Origin of the sequence: Aquimarina megaterium XH134 (assembly GCF_000520975.1) — a bacterium.
Lineage (GTDB): Bacteria > Bacteroidota > Bacteroidia > Flavobacteriales > Flavobacteriaceae > Aquimarina > Aquimarina megaterium.
Genome location: NZ_JACB01000003.1, coordinates 192,334 through 213,449, shown reverse-complemented (window position 1 = coordinate 213,449; position 21,116 = coordinate 192,334). Strand labels below are relative to the sequence as shown.

Here is a 21,116-nt window from a genome sequence, read left to right as displayed (position 1 = left end):
ATTAATTTTTCTTATAATCTTTACAATTAGCGTTCTCCATTAATCTTTCCATATCTTCCTTATCACTATCAGTAATTGGCGCAGGATCCTTTGCATAATATATTTCGGGATTCACTATCCAAACTTCTACATTTTCATTATCCTTTATTTTACATTGTTCCCATCCTAACAACAGACCTGTAATAATATAATTACTTCGTATTCTCTTTTTTGTAGATGCAGAAGTTCCTTTTCTATATTCAACTAAAAGTTCCATTGTATTATCTACACTAATTAATTTAGTATTTACATTTTTAGTAACAACACGTTCAGGGATATCAGTATCGTATGTACAACTTACAATACAAAAGAATGTACATATAATTAACACTATGTTTAAAAAAAAACTTCTTTTCATCGTTATAATTTTTACAAATTAATTTAATTTCACTTTATAAGTTACCAAAACATCAATTTTGTTACCCAAATGAAGATAAAAAAATTATTTTCGTATAATGGATTTACAATCTCTTAATGGCCGAAAAAATACAACACCTTACTAGTTTACTAAACAATGATTCTAAAGGAATTATGAACATCTATAATTTGGTGTTTCCTAGAGTTAGAAAGTTTATTTTACAAAATAAAGGACAGCAACAAGATGCTGAAGATATTTTTCAAAAAGCTTTGTTACAGATTACCGTACGTTACCAGAGAGAAAAATTCGAAATCAAGAGTAGTTTTGAAGCCTATTTATTTACCACTTGTAAGAATTTATGGCGTAGAGAGTTAAAAATATCAAAAAACAGGGTAACAAATAGTGAGATTATTGAACTAGTACCTGCCGAACGTAATCTCGCATTATCAATTCTAGAGCAAAAAAGATGGGAATTGTTTACCGAAAAATTGAGTTTAATCTCGGATAACTGCAAAAAAGTATTAACCATGTTTTTTAATAATATCTCTTATAAAGATATTGTAAAAACAATGGGGTACAATTCTGAAACTGTTGCCAGGCAGCGTGTTTTTAAATGTAAAGCAAAATTATCTGAAGTAATCAAAAACGATAAGCGTTATAATTCTCTAAAAAAACTATGAGTATAGATGAACATATATTAATTCAGGATTTTCTAAACAATAAACTCACAGAAAAAGAAAGAGATCTCGTTTTATCGAGAATGGAAAACGATAAAGACTTTCGTGAAAAAGTGAATTTTGAGAAACAGCTCTTTCTTAATTTAAATGATTCTGAATGGAGTATTAGCAGCAATACCAGCCATTCTGAAATTGATGAGTATGAAGTATTATTTAGAAGTGAATCAACCCAAACATTAAAAAACACATTACATATAGTAAATTCTAAATATCAGCTACAACAAAAGAAAAGAAGTCAATCTTGGTTTTTATACGCAGGTATCGCTGTCATTTTAATTATCATTGGTCTCACTATTTTTTCGCCTTTTAAAACTTCTACTAATGAATTATATGCCAATTATATAAATTTATCCGAATTACCATCTTTAATAGACCGAGGAAATAGCGAACAAAAATTACTAATCAAAGCGCAAAAATTATTTGAAGCTAAAGAATACGATCAATCATTAAGTATTTTAGAGCAGCAGCTTTCTACTGCTCAAAAGAATAAAGCAATCATATATCTTTATACTGGAATTTCTCAAATGGAACTAGGGCAATTTGACAAGGCAGAAATTAGTTTTAATACATTAATAGAAAACAAGTTTATAGATAGCCCCAAAGGTAAATGGTATAAAGCTTTATTATTTCTTAAAAAGAATGATGTGTCAAAAGCAAAGAATATATTATTTCAAATAACAGAGTCTTCAAGTAATTATAAATTTAAAGAAGCATCAGAGCTTTTAAGTAAGCTATAAAAAAAAACTTATAATGAAAATTCATTATAAGTTTTTTTATAAGCAATAAACTAATCTCATTTTTTTGAGATTAATCGTATAATTTCTAACCGAGTACTTCGGCAACTTTTTTACCTATTTCTGCAGGAGAGTCTACAACATGAATTCCGCATTCTCTCATAATTGCTTTTTTGGCAGCTGCAGTATCTTCACTACCGCCAACAATAGCTCCGGCATGTCCCATAGTACGTCCGGCAGGAGCAGTTTCTCCAGCAATAAAACCTACAACAGGCTTAGAAGTTCCGCTTTCTTTTATCCATTTTGCAGCATCTGCTTCTAATTGACCTCCAATTTCACCAATCATAACCACACAATCTGTTTCTGAATCATTGATCAATAGTTCAACCGCTTCTTTTGTAGTGGTACCAATAATTGGGTCACCACCTATTCCTATTGCAGTAGTTATCCCAAGTCCTTGTTTTACAACTTGATCTGCTGCTTCGTAGGTTAGCGTACCTGATTTTGATACAATACCTACATTACCTTTCTTAAATACAAACCCTGGCATAATACCAACTTTTGCTTCTCCCGGAGTAATTACCCCTGGGCAATTTGGACCAATAAGTCTACATCCTTTATCGCTAATATAGTTTGATGCCGTAATCATATCTGCAACGGGAATACCTTCAGTAATTGTAATAATTACTTTTATTCCTGCATCTGCAGCTTCCATAATTGCATCTGCGGCAAAAGCTGGTGGTACAAAAATAATTGTAGTATCTGCACCTACTTCTCTAACTGCATCTTCTACAGTATTAAAAACGGGTTTATCTAAATGAGTTTGTCCTCCTTTTCCGGGAGTAACCCCTCCTACAACATTTGTTCCATACTCGATCATTTGGCCTGCATGAAAAGTACCTTCACTACCTGTAAACCCTTGTACAATAATTTTTGAATCTTTATTAACTAAAACACTCATTGCGTTATGATTTTTTATTTTTTTTAGAGCTCCAAAAGTAAGCTTTTGAAAATTATGGTTGAAATGAAAAACTAATTATTTTGAAATAAATGACATTATACTTTCTGGAGCATTATCTCCTTGTTGACTTATTTGATATCCTCTATATAATTTATCATTTTTAAGTTCCCAAATTGTAATAAAATGAGCTATAGGCTCTTCTTTATCTGGCGCTTCGATAGTTTGAACAAAATATGTATATCGTATAGTCGCTGTATTTCCTTCGACTATTAGGTGACTAATTTCACATCTCAGAGCTTCAAAAGACAATGCCATTTCATTAAACATGGTCTTAATATCATTAAAATCTTTCTTATTAAACCCAAAACTACTATTCCAATATAATTCAATTTCGGGATGTAAATACTCAGAAAAGGCTTCAGTATTATGAATAAGATCTGTTTCATAAAAAGATCGTACTATATCCTTAACTGTTTTACTCATTTTTTTTCAATTTATCTATTAAATCAGGAATTAGCCGTATTGATGCAATCTCCTTATATTTTTTCCTAAAATCATCTGCAGGAGTACCAAAATAACTCTTATTAGCCTCTAATGATTTACTCACTCCTGATTGTGCAGAAATAATAGCTTTACTACCAATTGTAATAGCACTGGTAATACCAACCTGTCCCCAGATCGTCACTTCATCTTCAATAACAACACAGCCCGAAATTCCTACTTGAGATGCAATCAAGCATTTCTTACCTATTACAGTATCATGACCAACATGTACCTGGTTATCTATTTTGGTTCCTTCTTTTATAATAGTATCGCCGGTAACTCCTTTATCTATTGTACAGGATGCCCCTAAATCTACATTATCTTCTATTACTACACGTCCTCCAGAAATTAATTTATCAAATCCATGAGGTCTTTTCTGATAATAGAAAGCATCGGTTCCTAAAATAGTACCTGCATGTATAGTAACATTATTACCAATACTAGTATTATCATAAATACTTACATTGGCATGAATAATACAATTATCACCAATACTTACATTATTTCCAATAAAACTACCTGGTTGTATAATTGTATTTTTACCAATTTTAGCGGTTTCCGAAATTAAAGAATCTGCTTTTTTGAAGGGTCTAAAATATGTTGTAAGTATATTGAAATCTCTAAAAGGATCTTCAGAAATAAGGAGTGCCTTACCTTCTGGGCATTCTACTTCTTTATTAATCAAAATTACCGTTGCAGCACTTTGTAATGCCTTATCGTAATACTTTGGGTGATCAACAAAAACTATATCTCCTGGAGAAACCACATGAATTTCATTCATCCCTAAAACCGGGAAATTAGAGTCCCCTACATACTCTGACGATATAATAGTAGCTATTTGCTGTAAGGTATGCGCTTGTGGAAATTTCATTATAAAAATTTGGGATATAAAATATTATTCTTTTATTCTTTCTTTATACGTCCCTTTTTCTGTTTCAACTTTAATTTTATCTCCTTCATTGATAAAAAGAGGTACCATTACCTCTGCTCCGGTTTCTACAGTAGCTGGTTTAGTAGCATTGGTAGCCGTATTTCCTTTAACACCTGGCTCTGTAGCTGTTACTTCAAGAATAACGCTAGCAGGCATTTCTACAGAAAGAGGCATTTGATCTTCAGAATTAATGATAACAGTCACTACTTCTCCTTCTTTTAATAAACCAGGAGCATCTAAAGTAGACTTTTGTAATGTAATTTGATTATAATCCTCGGTATTCATAAAATGAAAAGTATCACCCTCGGCATATAAATACTGAAACTTATGTGTTTCTACTCGTACATCATCAATTTTATGTCCCGAAGAGAATGTATTATCAATCACTTTTCCTGTAGTAACGCTTTTTAATTTTGTACGCACAAAAGCAGGTCCTTTACCTGGTTTTACATGTAAAAACTCAATAATCTTATAGATGTCGTGATTGTATTTGATACACAATCCATTTCTGATATCACTAGTACTTGCCATTATTCTTTAATTTCTTATGATTATTATCTGTATCGAATTACTTAATTAGAAAAATATCCTTTCATAATTCCTCTCTGAGAGTTCTTAATAAACTCTAAAACCTCATCACGCTCTGGTGTTGCTTCCATTTCTGCTTCGATAATTGCAACTGCCTGAGTGTTGTTATAGTTCTGTTGATATAAAATTCGATATATATTCTGTACTTCTCTTATTTTTTCTGTTGTAAATCCTCTTCGGCGTAGACCTATAGAGTTAATTCCAACATATGACAAAGGCTCTCTGGCAGCTTTAACAAATGGAGGTACATCTTTACGTACTAATGATCCTCCTGTTACAAATGCATGATTACCAATACTGCAAAATTGTTGTACCGCAGCCATACCAGCTAAAACAACATAATCACCAACATTAATATGGCCAGCCAATGTACTATTATTAGAAAATATACAATTATCACCTACAATACAATCATGAGCGATATGGCAATACGCCATAATCCAACAATTTTTTCCAATTTTGGTTTTCATTCTGTCTGCAGTCCCTCTATTGATTGTAACACATTCTCGAATCGTAGTATTATCTCCGATTTCGGTTATAGTATCTTCATCATTAAATTTTTTATCCTGAGGAGTCGCAGAAATAACAGCTCCCGGAAAAATACTACAGTTTTTTCCTATGCGCGCTCCTTCCATAATGGTAACATTAGAACCTATCCAGGTTCCTTCTCCTATTACCACATTATTATGTATGGTCGTAAAAGGTTCTATTACAACGTTTTTTGCAATTTTTGCTCCTGGATGAACGTATGCTAATGGTTGATTCATCTATTTTATTGATTATTTTGATTTTACAATTTGCGCCATAAGCTCTGCTTCGGTAACTAATTTGCCATTGGCATAAGCAAAAGCCTGCATATGACAAATACCTCGACGAATGGGTGTTATCAATTCTAATTTAAATATCAAGGTATCACCTGGTAATACTTGCTGCTTAAATTTTACTTTATCTATTTTCATGAAATAGGTAAGATAATTCTCTGGATCAGGTACTGTACTCAATGCTAAAATCCCGCCTGTTTGAGCCATAGCTTCAATCTGAAGCACTCCTGGCATTACTGGTGCTCCCGGAAAATGTCCTACAAAAAACGGCTCATTCATGGTTACATTCTTAAGACCAACCACATGTTTATCAGACATTTCTAAAATCCTATCTATCAACAAGAAAGGAGGCCTGTGTGGAAGCATCCCCATGATCTTATTAATATCCATTAAAGGTTCTTTAGAAAGATCAAATTGCGGAACTTTATTACGCTTTTCTATTTTTATAATCTTAGAAAGCTTTTTAGCAAACTGGGTATTTACATAGTGTCCAGGCTTATTAGCTATGATTTTTCCTCTAATCCTTGTTCCTATTAATGCAATATCCCCTATAACATCTAATAGTTTATGACGTGCAGCCTCGTTTGGATAATGTAAAGTTAAATTATCCAATATACCATTAGGTTTTATAGCGATAGATTCTTTTCCAAATGCTACTTTAAGTTTTTCCATCGTACTTGGACTTAATTCTTTATCCACATACACTATAGCATTATTTAAATCTCCTCCTTTAATCAAGCCATGTTCTAACAGCATTTCTAATTCGTGTAGAAAACTAAAAGTTCTAGCATCTGCTATTTCCTTTTTAAAATCTGAAAGACGTTTTAAAGAAGCATTTTGAGTTCCTAATACTTTGGTTCCAAAATCAACCATTGTAGTCACCTGATATTCATCAGATGGCATTACAATAATTTCACTACCAGACTCTTCGTCTACATAAGAAATTACATCTTTTACAATGTATTCTTCTCTTTCTGATTCTTGTTCTACAATTCCTGCCTGCTCAAGAGCTTCGATAAAAAACTTACTAGAACCATCCATAATAGGAGGTTCTGATGCGTTTAACTCTATCAAAAGATTATCGATTTCTAATCCAACACAAGCTGCAAGCACATGTTCTGATGTCTGAATGCTAACTCCGTTTTTCTCTAGATTTGTCCCACGTTGTGTATTTACAACATAGTTAGCATCAGCTTCAATAATTGGATTGCCTTCAAGATCAATTCTGCAAAAAGCATAGCCATGATTCTCTGGTGCCGGTTTAAAAGTTAATGTTACTTCTTTTCCGGTATGTAAGCCCACACCTGTAAGCTTTATTTCCTTTTTAATGGTTCTTTGTTTTCCTACGACAATATCACTCATTATTGTTTATCTTTTTCTCTAGTTTGTATACTCTATCCACAATTTTGGGAAGATTTTTAAAATGTACATAAGATTTATTAAAGTCAGAGTATCCTAAAGCAGGGGAACCCTGAATAGCTTCTCCGTCTTTTATATTTCTTCCTATACCTGATTGGGCTTGTATTTTTACATTATTACCTATAACAAGATGTCCTGCAATACCAACTTGCCCACCAATAAGACAATGTTTACCTATTTTGGTAGATCCTGCAATTCCTGTCTGAGCTGCAATTGCTGTATGCTCTCCTATTTCTACATTATGAGCAATTTGTATTTGATTATCTAGTTTTACTCCTGTACGTATGATTGTAGATCCTAGTGTAGCTCTATCAATAGTTGTACCCGCTCCTACATCAACATTATTTTCTATTATAACATTACCGGTTTGAGGTACTTTACTATATTCTCCTTTTTCGTTAGGTGTAAATCCAAAACCGTCTGCCCCTACTATTGCTCCACTATGAATTACACAATTATTTCCGATTATGGTCTCTGAATATATTTTTGCACCAGCAAAAACAATTACATTATCACCAATAGTTACATTATCTCCTATATATACATTAGGAAAAATTTTAGCATTTTCACCAATTTTCACATTATCTCCTATGTACGAAAATGCTCCGAAATAAATATTTTCTCCAAAAGATGCTGTTTCAGAAATAAAACTCGGTTGTTCTATCCCTGCTTTATTCATCTTTACCATATTATAGTACTCTAGCAGTTGAGAAAAAGCTTTATATGCATCATCTACTCTAATAAGAGTTGTTTTAATTGTAGACTCTGCCTCAAAGTTTTTATCTACAATAGTTATTGATGCATCAGTAGAATAGATATATTGGGTGTATTTAGGATTTGACAAAAAGGTTAATGAACCTTTAGTTCCTTCTTCAATTTTAGCTAGTTTAGATACTTCGACGGTTTCATCTCCCTCGATTTCCCCGTTCAAAATACCCGCAATTTGTGTGGCTGTAAAAATCATTCTAGCAAAAGTATAAAAAATGTGTTAATGTTTGTGCTTTGGATAGCACATAAAATATTTGGTTACTGGTTTTGATAGGGCTTCAAGATTAAACTCATCTGTAGCTTTAACTACATCTACAATTTTTCTTGATTTATATAAAATATTTATATTCTGCTTATTAAGGTGGTAGGCCTGGTTAGAAATAGTCCCTTCAAAAATAAAATAACGGGCTTCTTCATCAGAAATTTTATATTGTTTCTTAAATTTTTCGATATGATTTTCTTTTTTATGACTCTGAAAAGGTTTCTTTTTAATTTTTATTTTTAAAAGATCTCTATCAATAATCATTGAAGACAGCATGCTTAAAACAAAATCTTCTGAACGAGACCATTCTTTCATTGCAGAAATAATATCATAATCGTCTAATCTAGAAAATGTTTCTAAAACTTCTGTAGTAAAATTTTCTGCTGTTATCTTATTTTCGAGAAAAAATGTTAGTGCTTCACTAGCTTTTAGTTCTGCCCCCTTCTCTACCAATTCTTTAGCTCTTTTCAATACTCTAATCAATAAATTCTCTGCTACCAAACTTGTTTTATGAAGATATACCTGCCAATACATCAAGCGCCTGGCCAATAAAAACTTTTCTACAGAATAAATCCCCTTTTCTTCTACTACCAATTCATCATTAACAACAGTAAGCATGGTAATTAAGCGTTCACTATTAATATTTCCTTCGGCCACACCGGTATAAAAACTATCGCGTTTCAGATAGTCCAAACGATCCATATCCAATTGGCTCGAAATCAACTGATGCAAAAAATTACGATGATATTCTCCTTTAAAAATCTGAATTGCCAGCGTTAAACTACCGTTAAATTCTTCATTAATCTTTTCCATAAACATGAGAGAAATAGACTCATGATTTACCTCATTTACGATGCTATGTTCCATTGCATGAGAAAAAGGACCATGGCCAATATCGTGTAATAAGATCGCTACATAAAGGGCTTCTTCTTCCTCTTCAGAAATGCTAATCCCTTTAAAACTAAGAACTCTCACAGCTTTTTGCATAAGATGCATACATCCTAAAGCATGATGAAATCTAGTATGATGCGCTCCCGGATATACCAAATATGAGAGGCCCATCTGAGATATGCGACGTAACCTCTGAAAATACTTATGTTCGATAAGATCGAAAATTAGTTCATTAGGTATCGTAATAAAACCGTAAATTGGATCGTTTAATATTTTAAGCTTATTTCTTTTTTTCAAGTTCATCTTACATTTACGGAAGCAAATATACATATATGCTAGGCATATAAAACATTTCAAAATGAATTTAAATTATTAAAGTTTTCTTAGTAAAGTGAATAAATAGGCTATATATTAAGTTTATAAATAAAAAAAATAAAATTTGATGAGTAAAATAAAGATACTTTGGGTAGATGATGAAATTGATTTGCTTAAACCACATATATTATTTTTAGAACAAAAAAACTATGACGTAACCAAGTGTCAAAGTGGAACTGAAGCATTAGATATAATTGATGATGATAATTTTGATATCATTTTTTTGGATGAAAACATGCCAGGCCTTTCTGGAATAGAAACATTATCAGAAATTAAGGAAAAAGAAGATAGTATTCCTGTAGTAATGATTACCAAAAGTGAAGAGGAATATATTATGGAAGAAGCAATTGGTAGTAAGATTGCTGATTATTTAATTAAGCCTGTTAATCCTAATCAAATACTTTTAAGTTTAAAGAAAAACTTAGACAATTCTCGTTTGGTTTCAGAAAAAACTACAGCAAACTACCAACAAGAGTTTAGAAAAATAGCTATGGATATGGCTATGGTAAATTCATACGAAGAGTGGTCTGATTTGTACCAAAGACTAATTTACTGGGAATTACAACTAGAGAACATTGAGGATACCGGGATGTTTGAGATTTTAGAATCACAAAAAGTAGAGGCAAATTCTCAATTCTGCAAATTTATCGACAAAAACTATCCCAATTGGTTTGACAAAAACAGGGAAGCTCCGGTAATGTCTCATACTTTATTTAGAGAAAAAGTAGTGCCTGAAATTAGTAAAAATCAACCTACTCTTTTGGTAGTAATTGATAATCTGCGATATGATCAATGGAAAGCTTTTGAACCTACCATAAATAATTATTACAAAAAAGAACAAGAAATCTCATATTGTAGTATTCTTCCAACGGCAACACAATACGCCAGAAATTCAATTTTTTCTGGACTTATGCCTTCTGAAATGAAAAAAATGCATCCTGATCTCTGGTTAGACGACACAGATGAGGGAGGGAAAAACATGAATGAAAATGAATTTCTAACCGCACAATTAAAGCGATTAGGGATGGATATCAAACATGAATATTATAAAATCACTAACGAAAAATCTGGAAAAACCTTAGCAGCAAATTTTAAAGGACTAAAAAACAACGATTTAACAGTTGTAGTATATAATTTTGTGGATATGCTTTCTCATAGCAAGACAGAAATGGAAGTTATCAAGGAACTTGCATCAAATGACAAATCATACAGATCTTTGACTCAAAGTTGGTTCAAAAACTCTCCTTTACTAGAAATGATTCAGCAAGCGCAACAACTTGGATTTAAACTACTGTTAACTACAGATCACGGCACAATAAATGTAAAGAATCCTTCTAAGGTGATAGGTGATAAAAACACCAGTCTTAATCTACGATATAAGACAGGAAAAAGTCTTACTTATGAAAGAAAGGAAGTTTTGGAAGCAACAAACCCAAAAGCGGTACATTTACCATCAATAAATATGAGTAGTTCTTTTATTTTTGCAAAAGGAGATTATTTCTTTGCCTATCCAAATAACTATAATCATTATGTTAGTTATTATAGAAATACATACCAACATGGTGGAGTATCTTTAGAAGAAATGATCATTCCTTTTATAGTATTAAATCCTAGATAGTTTCAAAAATTATATAGTATTCTGGTTTTAGAATATAGAATTATTAAAATGACAATAGAATATACCTTGCAGGATCTTCCTGATGTGGCAGAAAAAATAATCTCGAATGTAGCGAATAAAATAATTCTCTTTAATGCCGAGATGGGAGTTGGTAAAACTACATTAATAAAAGAAATATGTAAACACCTGGGGGTAGAAGATATCATCTCTAGCCCCACTTATTCTTTGGTAAACGAATATGAAAGCAATGATGGAGTTATATATCATTTTGATTTTTATAGAATAAAAGAAGAAGAAGAAGCGTATCAAATAGGATTTGAAGAATATTTGGACTCTGATGCATGGATATTTATAGAATGGCCCGAAAAAATTTCAGGATTATTACCCGAAAATAGTGTTAGTATTACTATTAATTTACTTGATAATGAAAAACGTATTCTTTCATTTTAGAAACACTGATAATCAAAGTTATACCATCAAATAATTAATCCTATTTGTTTTCTTGGCATTTTTATTCGTAATTTGAGATACAGAATTTCACACAAATGAGTACACCAAAATCTCCTTTTACCAAAGAGCAGCTGCTACCGCAGGAAGAAATGATAGAAGTAGCCCGCAAAAAAGGAAAACTTTTTATTGGTATCCCTAAAGAAACCCATTATCAAGAAAAACGAGTATGTCTTACACCAGATGCTGTAGCTGCATTAACAGCGCATGGTCACCGAGTTTTATTAGAAACCAATGCCGGTATTGGAGCAAGTTTTACCGATAGAGATTATAGCGAGGCAGGTGCAGAGATCACGAATGATAAGAGAAAAGTTTTTGGGTGCCCAATTATTTTAAAAGTAGAACCACCTTCTTTAGAGGAGCTCGAATATATAAACCCACAAACTGTATTAATTTCTGCTCTACAGCTTAAAACGCAGTCCAAAGAATATTTTCAGGGACTTGCCAAAAAAAGAATCACCGCTCTTGGTTTTGAGTTTATTCGAGATATGGATGGTGCCTATCCAGCTGTAAGAGCACTTAGCGAGATTGCAGGAACAGCAGCGGTACTTATTGCTTCAGAATTGATGAGTAGTGCTACAACTATGGGTTCGGGATTAATGATGGGTAATATTAGTGGTGTTCCTCCTGTAGAAGTTGTTATTCTTGGTGCTGGTACTGTTGGTGAGTTTGCTGCACGTTCGGCTATTGGATTAGGTGCAAATGTAAAAGTTTTTGACAATTCTATTACCAAACTTCGTTGTATACAAACCAATGTGGGGCGTCCTTTATACACATCTACTATTCAGCCAAAAAATTTATTAAAAGCTCTACGTCGTTGTGATGTAGTAATTGGTGCCGTAAGAGGAAAAAACCGCGCTCCGATTATAGTTACTGAAACTATGGTAGAACGTATGAAATCTGGCGCAGTAATCATTGATGTAAGCATAGATATGGGAGGATGCTTTGAAACAAGCGAAGTTACTTCTCACGACCACCCCACTTTTGAAAAACATGGGATTATACATTATTGCGTACCTAACATCCCTTCTCGATATGCCAGAACGTCCTCATTATCGATAAGTAATATTTTTACACCTTATTTATTGCAAATTGGTGATGAAGGAGGAATAGAAAATGCTGTACGTTTTGATCGTGGACTTAAGAATGGTCTATATTTCTATCATGGGATTTTGACCAGCAAACCTATTGCAGATTGGTTTGACCTTTCTTATAGAGATATAAACTTGCTAATTTTATAGTAATACAGTATTACTCTTTTTATAGTAAACTTTGCAACGCTAAGCGTATGATTTTTTAAAACTTTGCTTACTTTTGGCGTCATAATATTGCATTCTGTTTATGAAATTAGCACAACGGTTATTTTATTACTTAGGTGGATTTGCCATCGGTCTTATTCTTTTATTTTTCTTTCTTGGCGGAAAAAAAGCTTCTTGTGATTATGGTCCTTCGGCCAGGGTGTTAAAAAGTATTAGAATAAAGAAAAAAGCTTTTTCTGAACAAGTATCAAGTAATATGACGAAATACAAAATAGATACTGCAGATGTTTCTTTTTTATTAACAAATGGGGATGTTATTTTTTCTAAAAGCAATACTAAATTAGATTCTTGTAAAACCTATTTTATTGAAGGAGCTATTAAAGAAAAAAATATTAATATGCTTATCGAAAATTGTGATTCTATTGCCAAAATTAATGTACTGAATGTTATTCAATAAACTAATTATACTTATTTACCCTATTGGAAGCTCTACACAAACTACTGTACCAATACCATAGTTAGAATCTATTTTTATAAGTCCGCTATTATCCGATATTCTTTGTTTTATACTTCTTAACCCTACTCCAGAGTTGGCTTTTTTAGTATTAAAACCACTGCCATTATCTTCTACTATCATATTCACAATATTCGTTTCTTCATGAATAGTTATATTTATAGATACTTCGGTTGCCCGAGCGTGCTTATTTATATTAGTTATCAATTCTTGAATAATTCTATAAATTGTTAATTGCAAACTCTCTGATATATTGTTTAGTTTTTTTTCTGGATGAATATAATATTTGTACTCTATATCTTTACTGGTAGAAAAACCTACAAGTTCTTTCATTAAATCTGTAAAATACAGATGATTAATATTTTTTGGCATTAGATCATGAGAAATAGATCGAATCTCATTATAAGTAGAATCTACACTAGTAATTATAGGTTCTAATTCTAAAGGTAACCTGTTTTTTATACGATTCAATCGCATTTTGATAGCAGCCAAATTGCCTCCAATACCATCATGTAAGTCTTTAGAAATTCTTTCCCGTTCTTTATTCTGACCATCGACATAGGCTTTAATTTTTTGTAGCTTATGTGTATCTAATAGATTACTAATCTTTTCTTCGTTTAATTCTTTCTGATTCGCATATAACAGTTTTTGACTCTTCAAACGTTGTATATACATAAACAATATTATACTTAATAATAGAACTAACACTATAGCAATAACAATATGTGTTCTCTGTGTAAGCACCAACTCTTTTTGGCGAGCTATTTCTAATTCTTTTTTTGAAGTTTCATATTTGGTTTCAATTTCAAATATTTTCTTATTCTGTTCTGTCTTATATAAACTATCAATTGCATTTCTATAACGCTTGGCATATCGTTGAACATTTTTCATATCAGATTGTAAAGCATATGCAAACATCATGTTATTAGCCACTACAGAAAGTGATTGATAATTACCAGTTTCTTTTGCTAATTCTTCTGCTTTTTTTAAATAAACTAGTTCCTTTTCATAATCCTTTTCTTTATGATATATAACAGATAGGTTAATCAAAACCATACTATATAAATTTATATAGCCGAATTCTTTAGTTAATTTACTTGCTTCAATTAGGTATTCTTTAGATTTTTCAAGCTTTTTTAATTTGTAATGCATCGCCCCTAGATTTATTAAAATCTTACAAATATTATGGTTGTCTTTCTGCTCCTTATACAACTCCATACTTTTCAAAAGGTTAGCTTTTCCTTTATTATACTCTTTATTACTGTATTGAATCAATCCCAAAGAGTTATATGCAGCTGCTAATAAATAATCTAATTCTGTTTCTTCAATAATGAGCTGTAAGTAATATTTTGCTTTATCAAAACTCCCTAATTCTCTATGTACTTCAGAAAGCTTATAATACAACTCATGCTTTTGTTTTGGGTTTGGGTCATTTTCTATTTTTTTTAATGCTTCAAAAATTAACTCTACAACTCTTTCTTGATCCCCACGTATACTATTTAATCGACTCATTCCTATCACCGCAAAAGCAAATAAGGTATCACTATCAACAGTTCTACTTATATCAAGAGCCTTGTCATAAAATACAACTGCAGAATCAGACTTCGCTAAATTTTCATAAGCAGTAGCTAGTTTTACATAACTACTAACTATGTAGGTTTTGTTTTTAGAATCTATACTATAGCTTATCATCTCTTGGGCATGTAGCAATGCTTTATCAGACGATTCGTTCTCAATACTATCAAATTGCCTCTCTAAAGTTTCAAAGTAATTCTGCTGACTATATACATGAAAAGCAAAAAGGGCAAAAATTAGGGCAAGAATATGGTTATGAATATAATTCATGACACAAAAATAAGGTTAGGTTTATTGACATTGCGGTTACACTCAAAAAAAGAAATTAATGAGTTAGGTAGGTAATATACTAATTGTTTATGTATAAAAATAATTCGGATAAAAATATCCGATAAAAAATGAATTTTTACAAATTAATATCCAAAATTTGAGTAAAATCATAAAAATATAGAAGATGACAGTTGTAAAAAACTAATTAACTTAAAATAAAAGAAGAGTTTTCAAATAACTAATACTGCTATTTCACTAAGTAGAACAATATGTATTTTGATCTTTAATCCCCAGGTTTTTAAATTAAGCAATAAAGGGTAATTTCATGGTATACACCCAATACTTTTTTCCTAATCGTTCAATTTCTTTTATTCTTTCAAATCCTATTTTTTCATACATGATTCGAGCTGGGTTCATAAACTCTGATGTGTGCAGAGCAATAGTTTTTTCTCCACTTTTTTTCGCATACCTTAAACAAGAGTTAACCAATTCTTTTCCAATCCCAAAACCTCGATATTTTGGATCAACTCCTAAGAATCGTATATAACACCAATCAGATTCGTACAACTCTGTTGGATTTCCTTTCGGAATAAAATAAATCATCCCAATTATATCTGAATCGATTTCACAAATAAAAATTTTACTAATTTCTATAAGATTTAATACATTTTCTTCGCTTTCTAAAATAGTACTCAATGTTTTCCAGTTCTCTGGACTTAATACATCTGAAAACTCTGCATATGAAATTTTCCCTAATTGCTGTAATCCCTCAAGATCATCAGCATTAGCTTCTCTATATTTCAAACTCATATTCATGTATGGCTATTTCAGTTTAGTTTGCATTGCCCAAAACTCAAAAGTTTCATCGCCAACAGTAAAGTTATGTTCTCCAGCAATTTGGTAGCCTTTCTTTTTATAAAAAGCAACGGCCTGTTTTTTTAGTTTTAAGTTAGACAACCATATGTAATTATTTTTGTTATCAACAGCTGCCTTTACAATACACTGATGCAACTTCCCTCCTATACCTCTTGCTTCATACCCTTGCAGCAAATATATACGCTGAAGCTTACAAACATGCTCTTCATCTATAAACTCTGAAGGGGTGTCTAGTTTCAATTTGGCATATCCTATGGGCAGTGAATTATAGGTATCTGTAACCAACCAATATAAGTTCTCGGGTTTTGTTAAACTATTTTTAATCTTATCAATAGAAAAAGCCCAATCCAAGTAATTGATCAGGTTGCTTTTATTATTAAAAAACTCTCCATAGGATTCATCAAAGGTCTTTCTTCCTAAAGATGAAATTTTTTCTGCATCCTTTATAGTTGCTCTTCTTATGTCAATCATCTTCATTTTTTACCATCTTTTCTTCAGTAAGCTTATTTAAGTTATTATTTTAGTATCTTAATTATTTCTGATAGCGTAACTGTATGCATAAAAATCTTCATCCTTTACAAATCCAATTTTTTCATACAATCTTTGGGCTGTAGCATTATCTTTTCCTGTTCCTAAATCTACTCTTATAGCTCCAACTTGTTTTGCTAAATCAAAAGCTGAATTAATTAAACGTTCTGCAATTCCTTTTTTACGATACTCAGGTACCACAAATAAATCATTCAAAATCACTATTTTCCCCTGTGATACTGAACTAAATGAGTGATAATTTAACACAAAACCTGCAAGGTTACTAGTGTTATTATCTAAAGCTAAATAGGCTGTTGCCTCCTTATTTTGAAGCCTTTCTTTTAGGTAAGACCTGTACTTTTTTTTATCTGAAGGCTTCTTATAAAAAACCATATATTGATCAAATAATTCTGTCAAAACATCTAATTCTTCAACAGTAGTTTCAATAATTTTAATATTCATTTTTTTGTGGTATGTTACTTAGATTTGTTCTTATCTTTTTCGCGGTTCTATGTTGTTAAATTCTTTCAAAATCTCTTTAAAAGCATTTTCATCAATTGGTTTATATACTATTCTTGTACCAACAGGGTGTTTTTCTATGCAATTACCCGTCAGGCAATTTACCGGTCGAGTTGGTCTTTTTTCAAAACCACCTCCGCAATTAGGACACACATTATGTAAAACATTATCCACACAGCTAATGCAAAAAGTACATTCATAAGAACAAATCATTGCCTCATCACTATCATTAGGTAGTGTTTTATTACAATGTTCACAATTAGGTCTTATTTCTAGCATATCCTTTGTTTTTTATGGTTTGTATTGTTTTAGTGCACTTTGTATCTGCTGTTCTTCGGTTGTTTCTGGATATAAAACATATTTTGGGGCTATTATTCGTTTTACATCTTTAACAATAATATTTGTGATTGTTGCAAATGGAAACTTACCCCCGGTTAACTGCAACAAAGGAGTCTGCATAGCAGCATATTCGGGATCATTTTTTGCTACAATCTTAGCCACTCCTTTTAACTGAAATCCTTTTTGAACAAAAACATCTATAAAGCTAACACATACATTATTATTCTTTTTAATGTTTTTTACGGTTTGCGGAGAAGCAATATTGGCAATAATAATAGTAGTATCGCTATAATATGTAAAAACTTCTTTGGGCGATACATTCGGAATATTATCTAATGAAGATGTGGCTAACCAACATAAAACACTTTTATCAATATACCTCTTTATTTCTGGAGTGAGCATTTCGATTATTATTTTTTATTGTTCGTCACATAATTTAATACTGCATTTGGTACTTTAATATCCTTTTGCAGATCATTATCCGAAATAGCATCAAAAGCTACTTGTTTAATAGGAACTACCCCTGCCCATACTGGCAAATCAAGATCGCCAGGCTCATCATTTACTCCTTCTGCCCTTACTTTTGCCGAAGCCGTTTCTATACTAATTTCAAGAACTAAAGTTCCTTTAAATTCTTTTTCGTTTGGCTGTCTTACATTATCCCAATGACCAGGAACCATATGATTAAGTATATACTCCAGAGCTTCCATTTTTTCTTGTGGGTCTTCTACTTTTTTTACCTTACCAAATACATTTACTGATCTATAATTCGCAGAATGATGAAAAGCCGACCTTGCTAATACTAATCCATCAAGATGTGTTACCGATATACTCGCCTCTCCTGCTTCTAATAAACTCAACATCATTCTATTTTTAAGTGATCCATGTAAATAGATCTTATCATCCTTTCTGGCATAAGCCATAGGAATCACAATAGCCTGGTTTTTATACACATATCCAACATGACACAAAAATGCATCGTCTAATATGGTATTAATAGTATCTACATCGTAATTTGCTCTTTTTGGTCCACGAACTACCTTATTGAGCGCGGAAGTTGAATATTCTGCCATAATTTATTTTATTTCTTACTCAAAAATAATAGTTTTATGGTGTGCTAAAGCAATCCAGTTTATAAATAATTAGTAGTCCAGTTTTGTTTCCATTTAAAAATAATATAGTTCTTGTTAGAGATAGTAACCGTAATCTATACCTTCAGTTATGTGATCAAATTATTGGTTTCATAAAATCTGGAAAACTACCACCTTCTACCAAATTACCGGGATCCCGAAAATTAGCTGAAGCTCTTAATGTTCATCGCAAAACAGTAATTTCGGCATATGAAGAACTTATCTCCCAGGGGTGGGTCGAAACCATTCCTACAAAAGGCACTTTTGTCACCAGCTCTTTACCAATCATTAACCCTAAAAACTTTGTTCGACCAGTTCTAAAAAACAGTACGAAAGAAAAAAGTGGTTTCTCTTTTCTCACCCGATCACATTTGGTGCGTAAACCCAAGCATAAGACCGATAAAAAAATGCTCGTTGTTGATGACGGTTGCCCTGATCATAGATTAGCACCAATAGAAGAGATTGCAAAAGTATACCGAAATATTACCAAAAAAAGTCATCATGAAAATTTACTTACTTATGGTTCTACATATGGGAATTTAGAATTGAGAAAAAACCTGGTTACTTATCTTAATCAAACCAGAGGTTTACACATTACTGTTGATAATATTTTGATTACCCGTGGGAGTCAGATGGGGATTTATTTAAATAGTCAATTACTCCTTTCTGCAAAGAATAAGGTTATTGTTGTTGGCAATACTAACTATATGACAGCAGATAATACGTTTAAAGAAGCAGGAGCTCGTATAGAACAAGTACCTGTTGATGATCAGGGTTTAGATACTAATGCTATCGAAAAGCTTTGTAAAATCAAACAGATTAATGCTGTTTATACTACTTCTCATCATCATCACCCAACTACTGTAACACTTTCTGCAGAACGACGTATGCACTTACTACAATTAGCTCAATACTACAATTTTGCAATTATCGAAGACGATTATGACTATGATTTTCATTATAACAATGCTCCGATTTTACCATTAGCCAGTAATGATGACCACGGAAATGTAATCTATATCGGAGGGTTCACCAAAATTATTGCCCCAGCAATTCGAATTGGATATTTAGTCGCCTCGAAAGATTTTGTTGATGAAGCTGCCAAATTAAGGCGTATTATTGATAGACAAGGAGATACACTGCTAGAACAAACCTTAGCTCAAATGATTAGTACAGGAGATGTACAACGACATTGCAACAAGGTTCTTAAAATTTATAAAACGCGACGAGATCTATTTTGTTCTTTATTGAAAGAGAAACTAGGTAATTATTTTGATTTTGAAATTCCAAAAGGAGGAATGGCAATATGGGTAAAGCTAAACAAAGCATATAATTGGGATGTAATATGTAATGAAGCCGAAAAACTAGATATAGAGCTTAATCCGGACTGGCGTCGTTATGATAATGATAACTCAAGACACAACGGAATCAGAATGGGATTTGCTTCATTAAATGAAGAAGAGATTCTTGAAGTTATCGAGCGACTAGTAAAAGTATTCGAATTCGTCAAACAAAACAAATTGATAATCTGACAAAGACTACACAAAATCACTCTATCGTCAAATCATATTTTGTTAACAGCCCTATAAGTCCCGATGTACTAAATTTTGCTTTCTTTAATTTGTTGATTTCTGGATCTATTATAAAATTTTTGGCAGTTCTAAAATCAACTTTCTCTGCAATAGTTCTTTCAAAAATTGCTCCAGATAAATTACAATTAGACAAGATCGAACCTGTAAGGTCAGCATCAGTAAAATCTGCTTCTTTTAAGCTACAATCATTAAACGTAGTATTTTTCATAGAAAAGCCATAAAAAGATACATAATCAAGGTTACAATGATTAAATTCTACTTCAAACAGAAAATCATTGCATGTACTAAAATCTAATCCCAGCATTTTACAAGCATCAAAAACAACTTCTTGAAAAGAAGTCTCTTTCATCATTATTGTATTAAAATTACAAGTATCAAATCTACATTCTAAAAAAGTAACCACAGACATGTCTGTCTTAGAAAAATTACAGTTTACGAATGTGCAATTATCATATTCTTTTGATGGTAATTTTTGATTAGAAAAATCTTTGTTTTCAAAAGTTTTATCGATGATTGGATGACTCATAAAAATAGATATCAATACGTTAGTTTATTCTCCAAGGTGGATTTTTTCTATTATCTCCTGCAAAATATAAAATGATTAGGTTTCCATCGGGATCTTTAAGCCTTGCCTCCCTCCATAACCAGCGTTGATCTGTAGGCAATAGATCAAATTGCAGCCCTTCGTTAATAAGGCGTTCTACTTCTTTATCTAATTTTTCAGTTTCAAAATATACATGTACACCATTATTTTCGGGCAATACATCAACCAAGTGAATAGAAAAAGTAGCATCACCTTCTACACATTCAAAACGTGCATACTGTGGTAATGATTCAACAATAAGATGTAATCCTAGTTTCTTATAAAAAGAAATAGAGGTAGAAACATCAAGAGATGGTATGGTAACCTGGTTTAGATTCATTTTATATTCTTTAAATTATAAAACTTGCACTATAATGCT

The 21,116-nt window shown here is 31.9% G+C and carries 25 protein-coding genes; 7 read left to right on the top strand and 18 right to left on the bottom strand.

What is annotated here, in order from left to right; all coding sequences use genetic code 11:
• Nucleotide 1: 1 nt before the first annotated feature.
• A complete protein-coding gene (locus Z053_RS0103790) occupies nucleotides 2–397 on the bottom strand; it encodes a hypothetical protein (RefSeq protein WP_025663706.1) in 396 nt (131 codons plus the stop codon).
• A 116-nt stretch (nucleotides 398–513) separates the two neighbouring features.
• On the opposite strand from Z053_RS0103790, the gene Z053_RS0103785 reads away from it, so the two are divergent.
• Together Z053_RS0103785 and Z053_RS0103780 are read left to right on the top strand one after the other, a co-directional pair.
• Nucleotides 514–1,077, top strand: a complete 564-nt coding sequence (locus Z053_RS0103785; RefSeq protein WP_025663705.1) for an RNA polymerase sigma factor — start codon at nucleotides 514–516, stop codon at nucleotides 1,075–1,077.
• Nucleotides 1,074–1,871 carry a tetratricopeptide repeat protein gene (locus Z053_RS0103780; RefSeq protein WP_025663704.1) on the top strand — a complete coding sequence of 266 codons (798 nt, stop codon included), beginning with the start codon at nucleotides 1,074–1,076 and terminating at the stop codon, nucleotides 1,869–1,871. Before Z053_RS0103785 ends, Z053_RS0103780 begins: the two co-directional genes overlap by 4 nt.
• Nucleotides 1,872–1,956: 85 nt before the next feature.
• Here Z053_RS0103780 and sucD read toward each other — a convergent pair whose 3' ends face one another.
• The 8 genes from sucD to Z053_RS0103740 all read right to left on the bottom strand — a co-directional run bounded on the left by sucD (nucleotide 1,957) and on the right by Z053_RS0103740 (nucleotide 9,349).
• Nucleotides 1,957–2,829, bottom strand: a complete 873-nt coding sequence (sucD, locus tag Z053_RS0103775) for a succinate--CoA ligase subunit alpha (protein ID WP_025663703.1) — start codon at nucleotides 2,827–2,829, stop codon at nucleotides 1,957–1,959.
• Nucleotides 2,830–2,904: 75 nt separating this feature from the next.
• Nucleotides 2,905–3,312, bottom strand: coding sequence for a nuclear transport factor 2 family protein (locus Z053_RS0103770; protein WP_025663702.1), 408 nt, complete (start codon nucleotides 3,310–3,312; stop codon nucleotides 2,905–2,907).
• Nucleotides 3,305–4,243 carry a UDP-3-O-(3-hydroxymyristoyl)glucosamine N-acyltransferase gene (gene lpxD, locus Z053_RS0103765; protein WP_025663701.1) on the bottom strand — a complete coding sequence of 313 codons (939 nt, stop codon included), beginning with the start codon at nucleotides 4,241–4,243 and terminating at the stop codon, nucleotides 3,305–3,307. Before lpxD (Z053_RS0103765) ends, Z053_RS0103770 begins: the two co-directional genes overlap by 8 nt.
• A gap of 24 nt (nucleotides 4,244–4,267) precedes the next feature.
• Nucleotides 4,268–4,834 carry an elongation factor P gene (efp, locus tag Z053_RS0103760; RefSeq protein ID WP_025663700.1) on the bottom strand — a complete coding sequence of 189 codons (567 nt, stop codon included), beginning with the start codon at nucleotides 4,832–4,834 and terminating at the stop codon, nucleotides 4,268–4,270.
• A 41-nt stretch (nucleotides 4,835–4,875) separates the two neighbouring features.
• The gene (gene lpxA / locus Z053_RS0103755) at nucleotides 4,876–5,658 is read right to left on the bottom strand and encodes an acyl-ACP--UDP-N-acetylglucosamine O-acyltransferase (protein ID WP_025663699.1); all 783 of its coding nucleotides are present in this window, start codon (nucleotides 5,656–5,658) and stop codon (nucleotides 4,876–4,878) included.
• A gap of 12 nt (nucleotides 5,659–5,670) precedes the next feature.
• Nucleotides 5,671–7,074: a bifunctional UDP-3-O-[3-hydroxymyristoyl] N-acetylglucosamine deacetylase/3-hydroxyacyl-ACP dehydratase gene (locus tag Z053_RS0103750; RefSeq protein ID WP_025663698.1), complete on the bottom strand. Its 1,404-nt coding sequence runs from the start codon at nucleotides 7,072–7,074 to the stop codon at nucleotides 5,671–5,673.
• Nucleotides 7,067–8,095, bottom strand: coding sequence for a UDP-3-O-(3-hydroxymyristoyl)glucosamine N-acyltransferase (gene lpxD / locus Z053_RS0103745; protein WP_025663697.1), 1,029 nt, complete (start codon nucleotides 8,093–8,095; stop codon nucleotides 7,067–7,069). The genes Z053_RS0103750 and lpxD (Z053_RS0103745) overlap by 8 nt, the downstream gene beginning before the upstream one ends.
• Nucleotides 8,096–8,119: 24 nt before the next feature.
• On the bottom strand, nucleotides 8,120–9,349 hold the full coding sequence (locus Z053_RS0103740) for an HD domain-containing protein (RefSeq protein WP_025663696.1): 1,230 nt from the start codon (nucleotides 9,347–9,349) through the stop codon (nucleotides 8,120–8,122).
• Between the two features lie 145 nt (nucleotides 9,350–9,494).
• On the opposite strand from Z053_RS0103740, the gene porX reads away from it, so the two are divergent.
• From porX to Z053_RS0103720, 4 genes are all read left to right on the top strand, one after another.
• On the top strand, nucleotides 9,495–11,045 hold the full coding sequence (gene porX / locus Z053_RS0103735; RefSeq protein WP_025663695.1) for a T9SS response regulator signal transducer PorX: 1,551 nt from the start codon (nucleotides 9,495–9,497) through the stop codon (nucleotides 11,043–11,045).
• A gap of 48 nt (nucleotides 11,046–11,093) precedes the next feature.
• Nucleotides 11,094–11,495: a tRNA (adenosine(37)-N6)-threonylcarbamoyltransferase complex ATPase subunit type 1 TsaE gene (gene tsaE, locus Z053_RS0103730; RefSeq protein WP_025663694.1), complete on the top strand. Its 402-nt coding sequence runs from the start codon at nucleotides 11,094–11,096 to the stop codon at nucleotides 11,493–11,495.
• Nucleotides 11,496–11,590: 95 nt separating this feature from the next.
• Nucleotides 11,591–12,793 carry an alanine dehydrogenase gene (locus Z053_RS0103725; protein ID WP_025663693.1) on the top strand — a complete coding sequence of 401 codons (1,203 nt, stop codon included), beginning with the start codon at nucleotides 11,591–11,593 and terminating at the stop codon, nucleotides 12,791–12,793.
• 100 nt (nucleotides 12,794–12,893) lie between these two features.
• Entirely contained in the window at nucleotides 12,894–13,268 is a 375-nt protein-coding gene (locus tag Z053_RS0103720; protein WP_025663692.1) for a DUF4258 domain-containing protein, read from the top strand.
• 15 nt (nucleotides 13,269–13,283) lie between these two features.
• Here Z053_RS0103720 and Z053_RS0103715 read toward each other — a convergent pair whose 3' ends face one another.
• The 7 genes from Z053_RS0103715 to Z053_RS0103685 form a co-directional block, all read right to left on the bottom strand.
• On the bottom strand, nucleotides 13,284–15,170 hold the full coding sequence (locus Z053_RS0103715) for a tetratricopeptide repeat-containing sensor histidine kinase (protein ID WP_025663691.1): 1,887 nt from the start codon (nucleotides 15,168–15,170) through the stop codon (nucleotides 13,284–13,286).
• 303 nt (nucleotides 15,171–15,473) lie between these two features.
• The gene (locus Z053_RS0103710) at nucleotides 15,474–15,986 is read right to left on the bottom strand and encodes a GNAT family N-acetyltransferase (RefSeq protein ID WP_025663690.1); all 513 of its coding nucleotides are present in this window, start codon (nucleotides 15,984–15,986) and stop codon (nucleotides 15,474–15,476) included.
• Between the two features lie 6 nt (nucleotides 15,987–15,992).
• Nucleotides 15,993–16,523 carry a GNAT family N-acetyltransferase gene (locus Z053_RS0103705; protein ID WP_025663689.1) on the bottom strand — a complete coding sequence of 177 codons (531 nt, stop codon included), beginning with the start codon at nucleotides 16,521–16,523 and terminating at the stop codon, nucleotides 15,993–15,995.
• A gap of 51 nt (nucleotides 16,524–16,574) precedes the next feature.
• Entirely contained in the window at nucleotides 16,575–17,036 is a 462-nt protein-coding gene (locus Z053_RS0103700; protein ID WP_025663688.1) for a GNAT family N-acetyltransferase, read from the bottom strand.
• A 30-nt stretch (nucleotides 17,037–17,066) separates the two neighbouring features.
• Complete coding sequence (locus tag Z053_RS0103695; protein ID WP_025663687.1) at nucleotides 17,067–17,372, bottom strand: DUF1272 domain-containing protein; 306 nt, start codon at nucleotides 17,370–17,372, stop codon at nucleotides 17,067–17,069.
• 12 nt (nucleotides 17,373–17,384) lie between these two features.
• Entirely contained in the window at nucleotides 17,385–17,834 is a 450-nt protein-coding gene (locus Z053_RS0103690) for a pyridoxamine 5'-phosphate oxidase family protein (RefSeq protein ID WP_025663686.1), read from the bottom strand.
• Nucleotides 17,835–17,842: 8 nt separating this feature from the next.
• Complete coding sequence (locus Z053_RS0103685) at nucleotides 17,843–18,505, bottom strand: pyridoxamine 5'-phosphate oxidase family protein (protein ID WP_025663685.1); 663 nt, start codon at nucleotides 18,503–18,505, stop codon at nucleotides 17,843–17,845.
• Nucleotides 18,506–18,588: 83 nt separating this feature from the next.
• Here Z053_RS0103685 and pdxR point away from each other — a divergent pair, with 83 nt between their 5' ends.
• Nucleotides 18,589–20,094, top strand: coding sequence for a MocR-like pyridoxine biosynthesis transcription factor PdxR (pdxR, locus tag Z053_RS0103680; protein ID WP_025663684.1), 1,506 nt, complete (start codon nucleotides 18,589–18,591; stop codon nucleotides 20,092–20,094).
• 16 nt (nucleotides 20,095–20,110) lie between these two features.
• Here pdxR and Z053_RS0103675 read toward each other — a convergent pair whose 3' ends face one another.
• Together Z053_RS0103675 and Z053_RS0103670 are read right to left on the bottom strand one after the other, a co-directional pair.
• Entirely contained in the window at nucleotides 20,111–20,680 is a 570-nt protein-coding gene (locus Z053_RS0103675; protein ID WP_025663683.1) for a pentapeptide repeat-containing protein, read from the bottom strand.
• Nucleotides 20,681–20,699: 19 nt separating this feature from the next.
• Nucleotides 20,700–21,077, bottom strand: a complete 378-nt coding sequence (locus Z053_RS0103670) for a VOC family protein (protein WP_025663682.1) — start codon at nucleotides 21,075–21,077, stop codon at nucleotides 20,700–20,702.
• Nucleotides 21,078–21,116 lie beyond the last annotated feature (39 nt).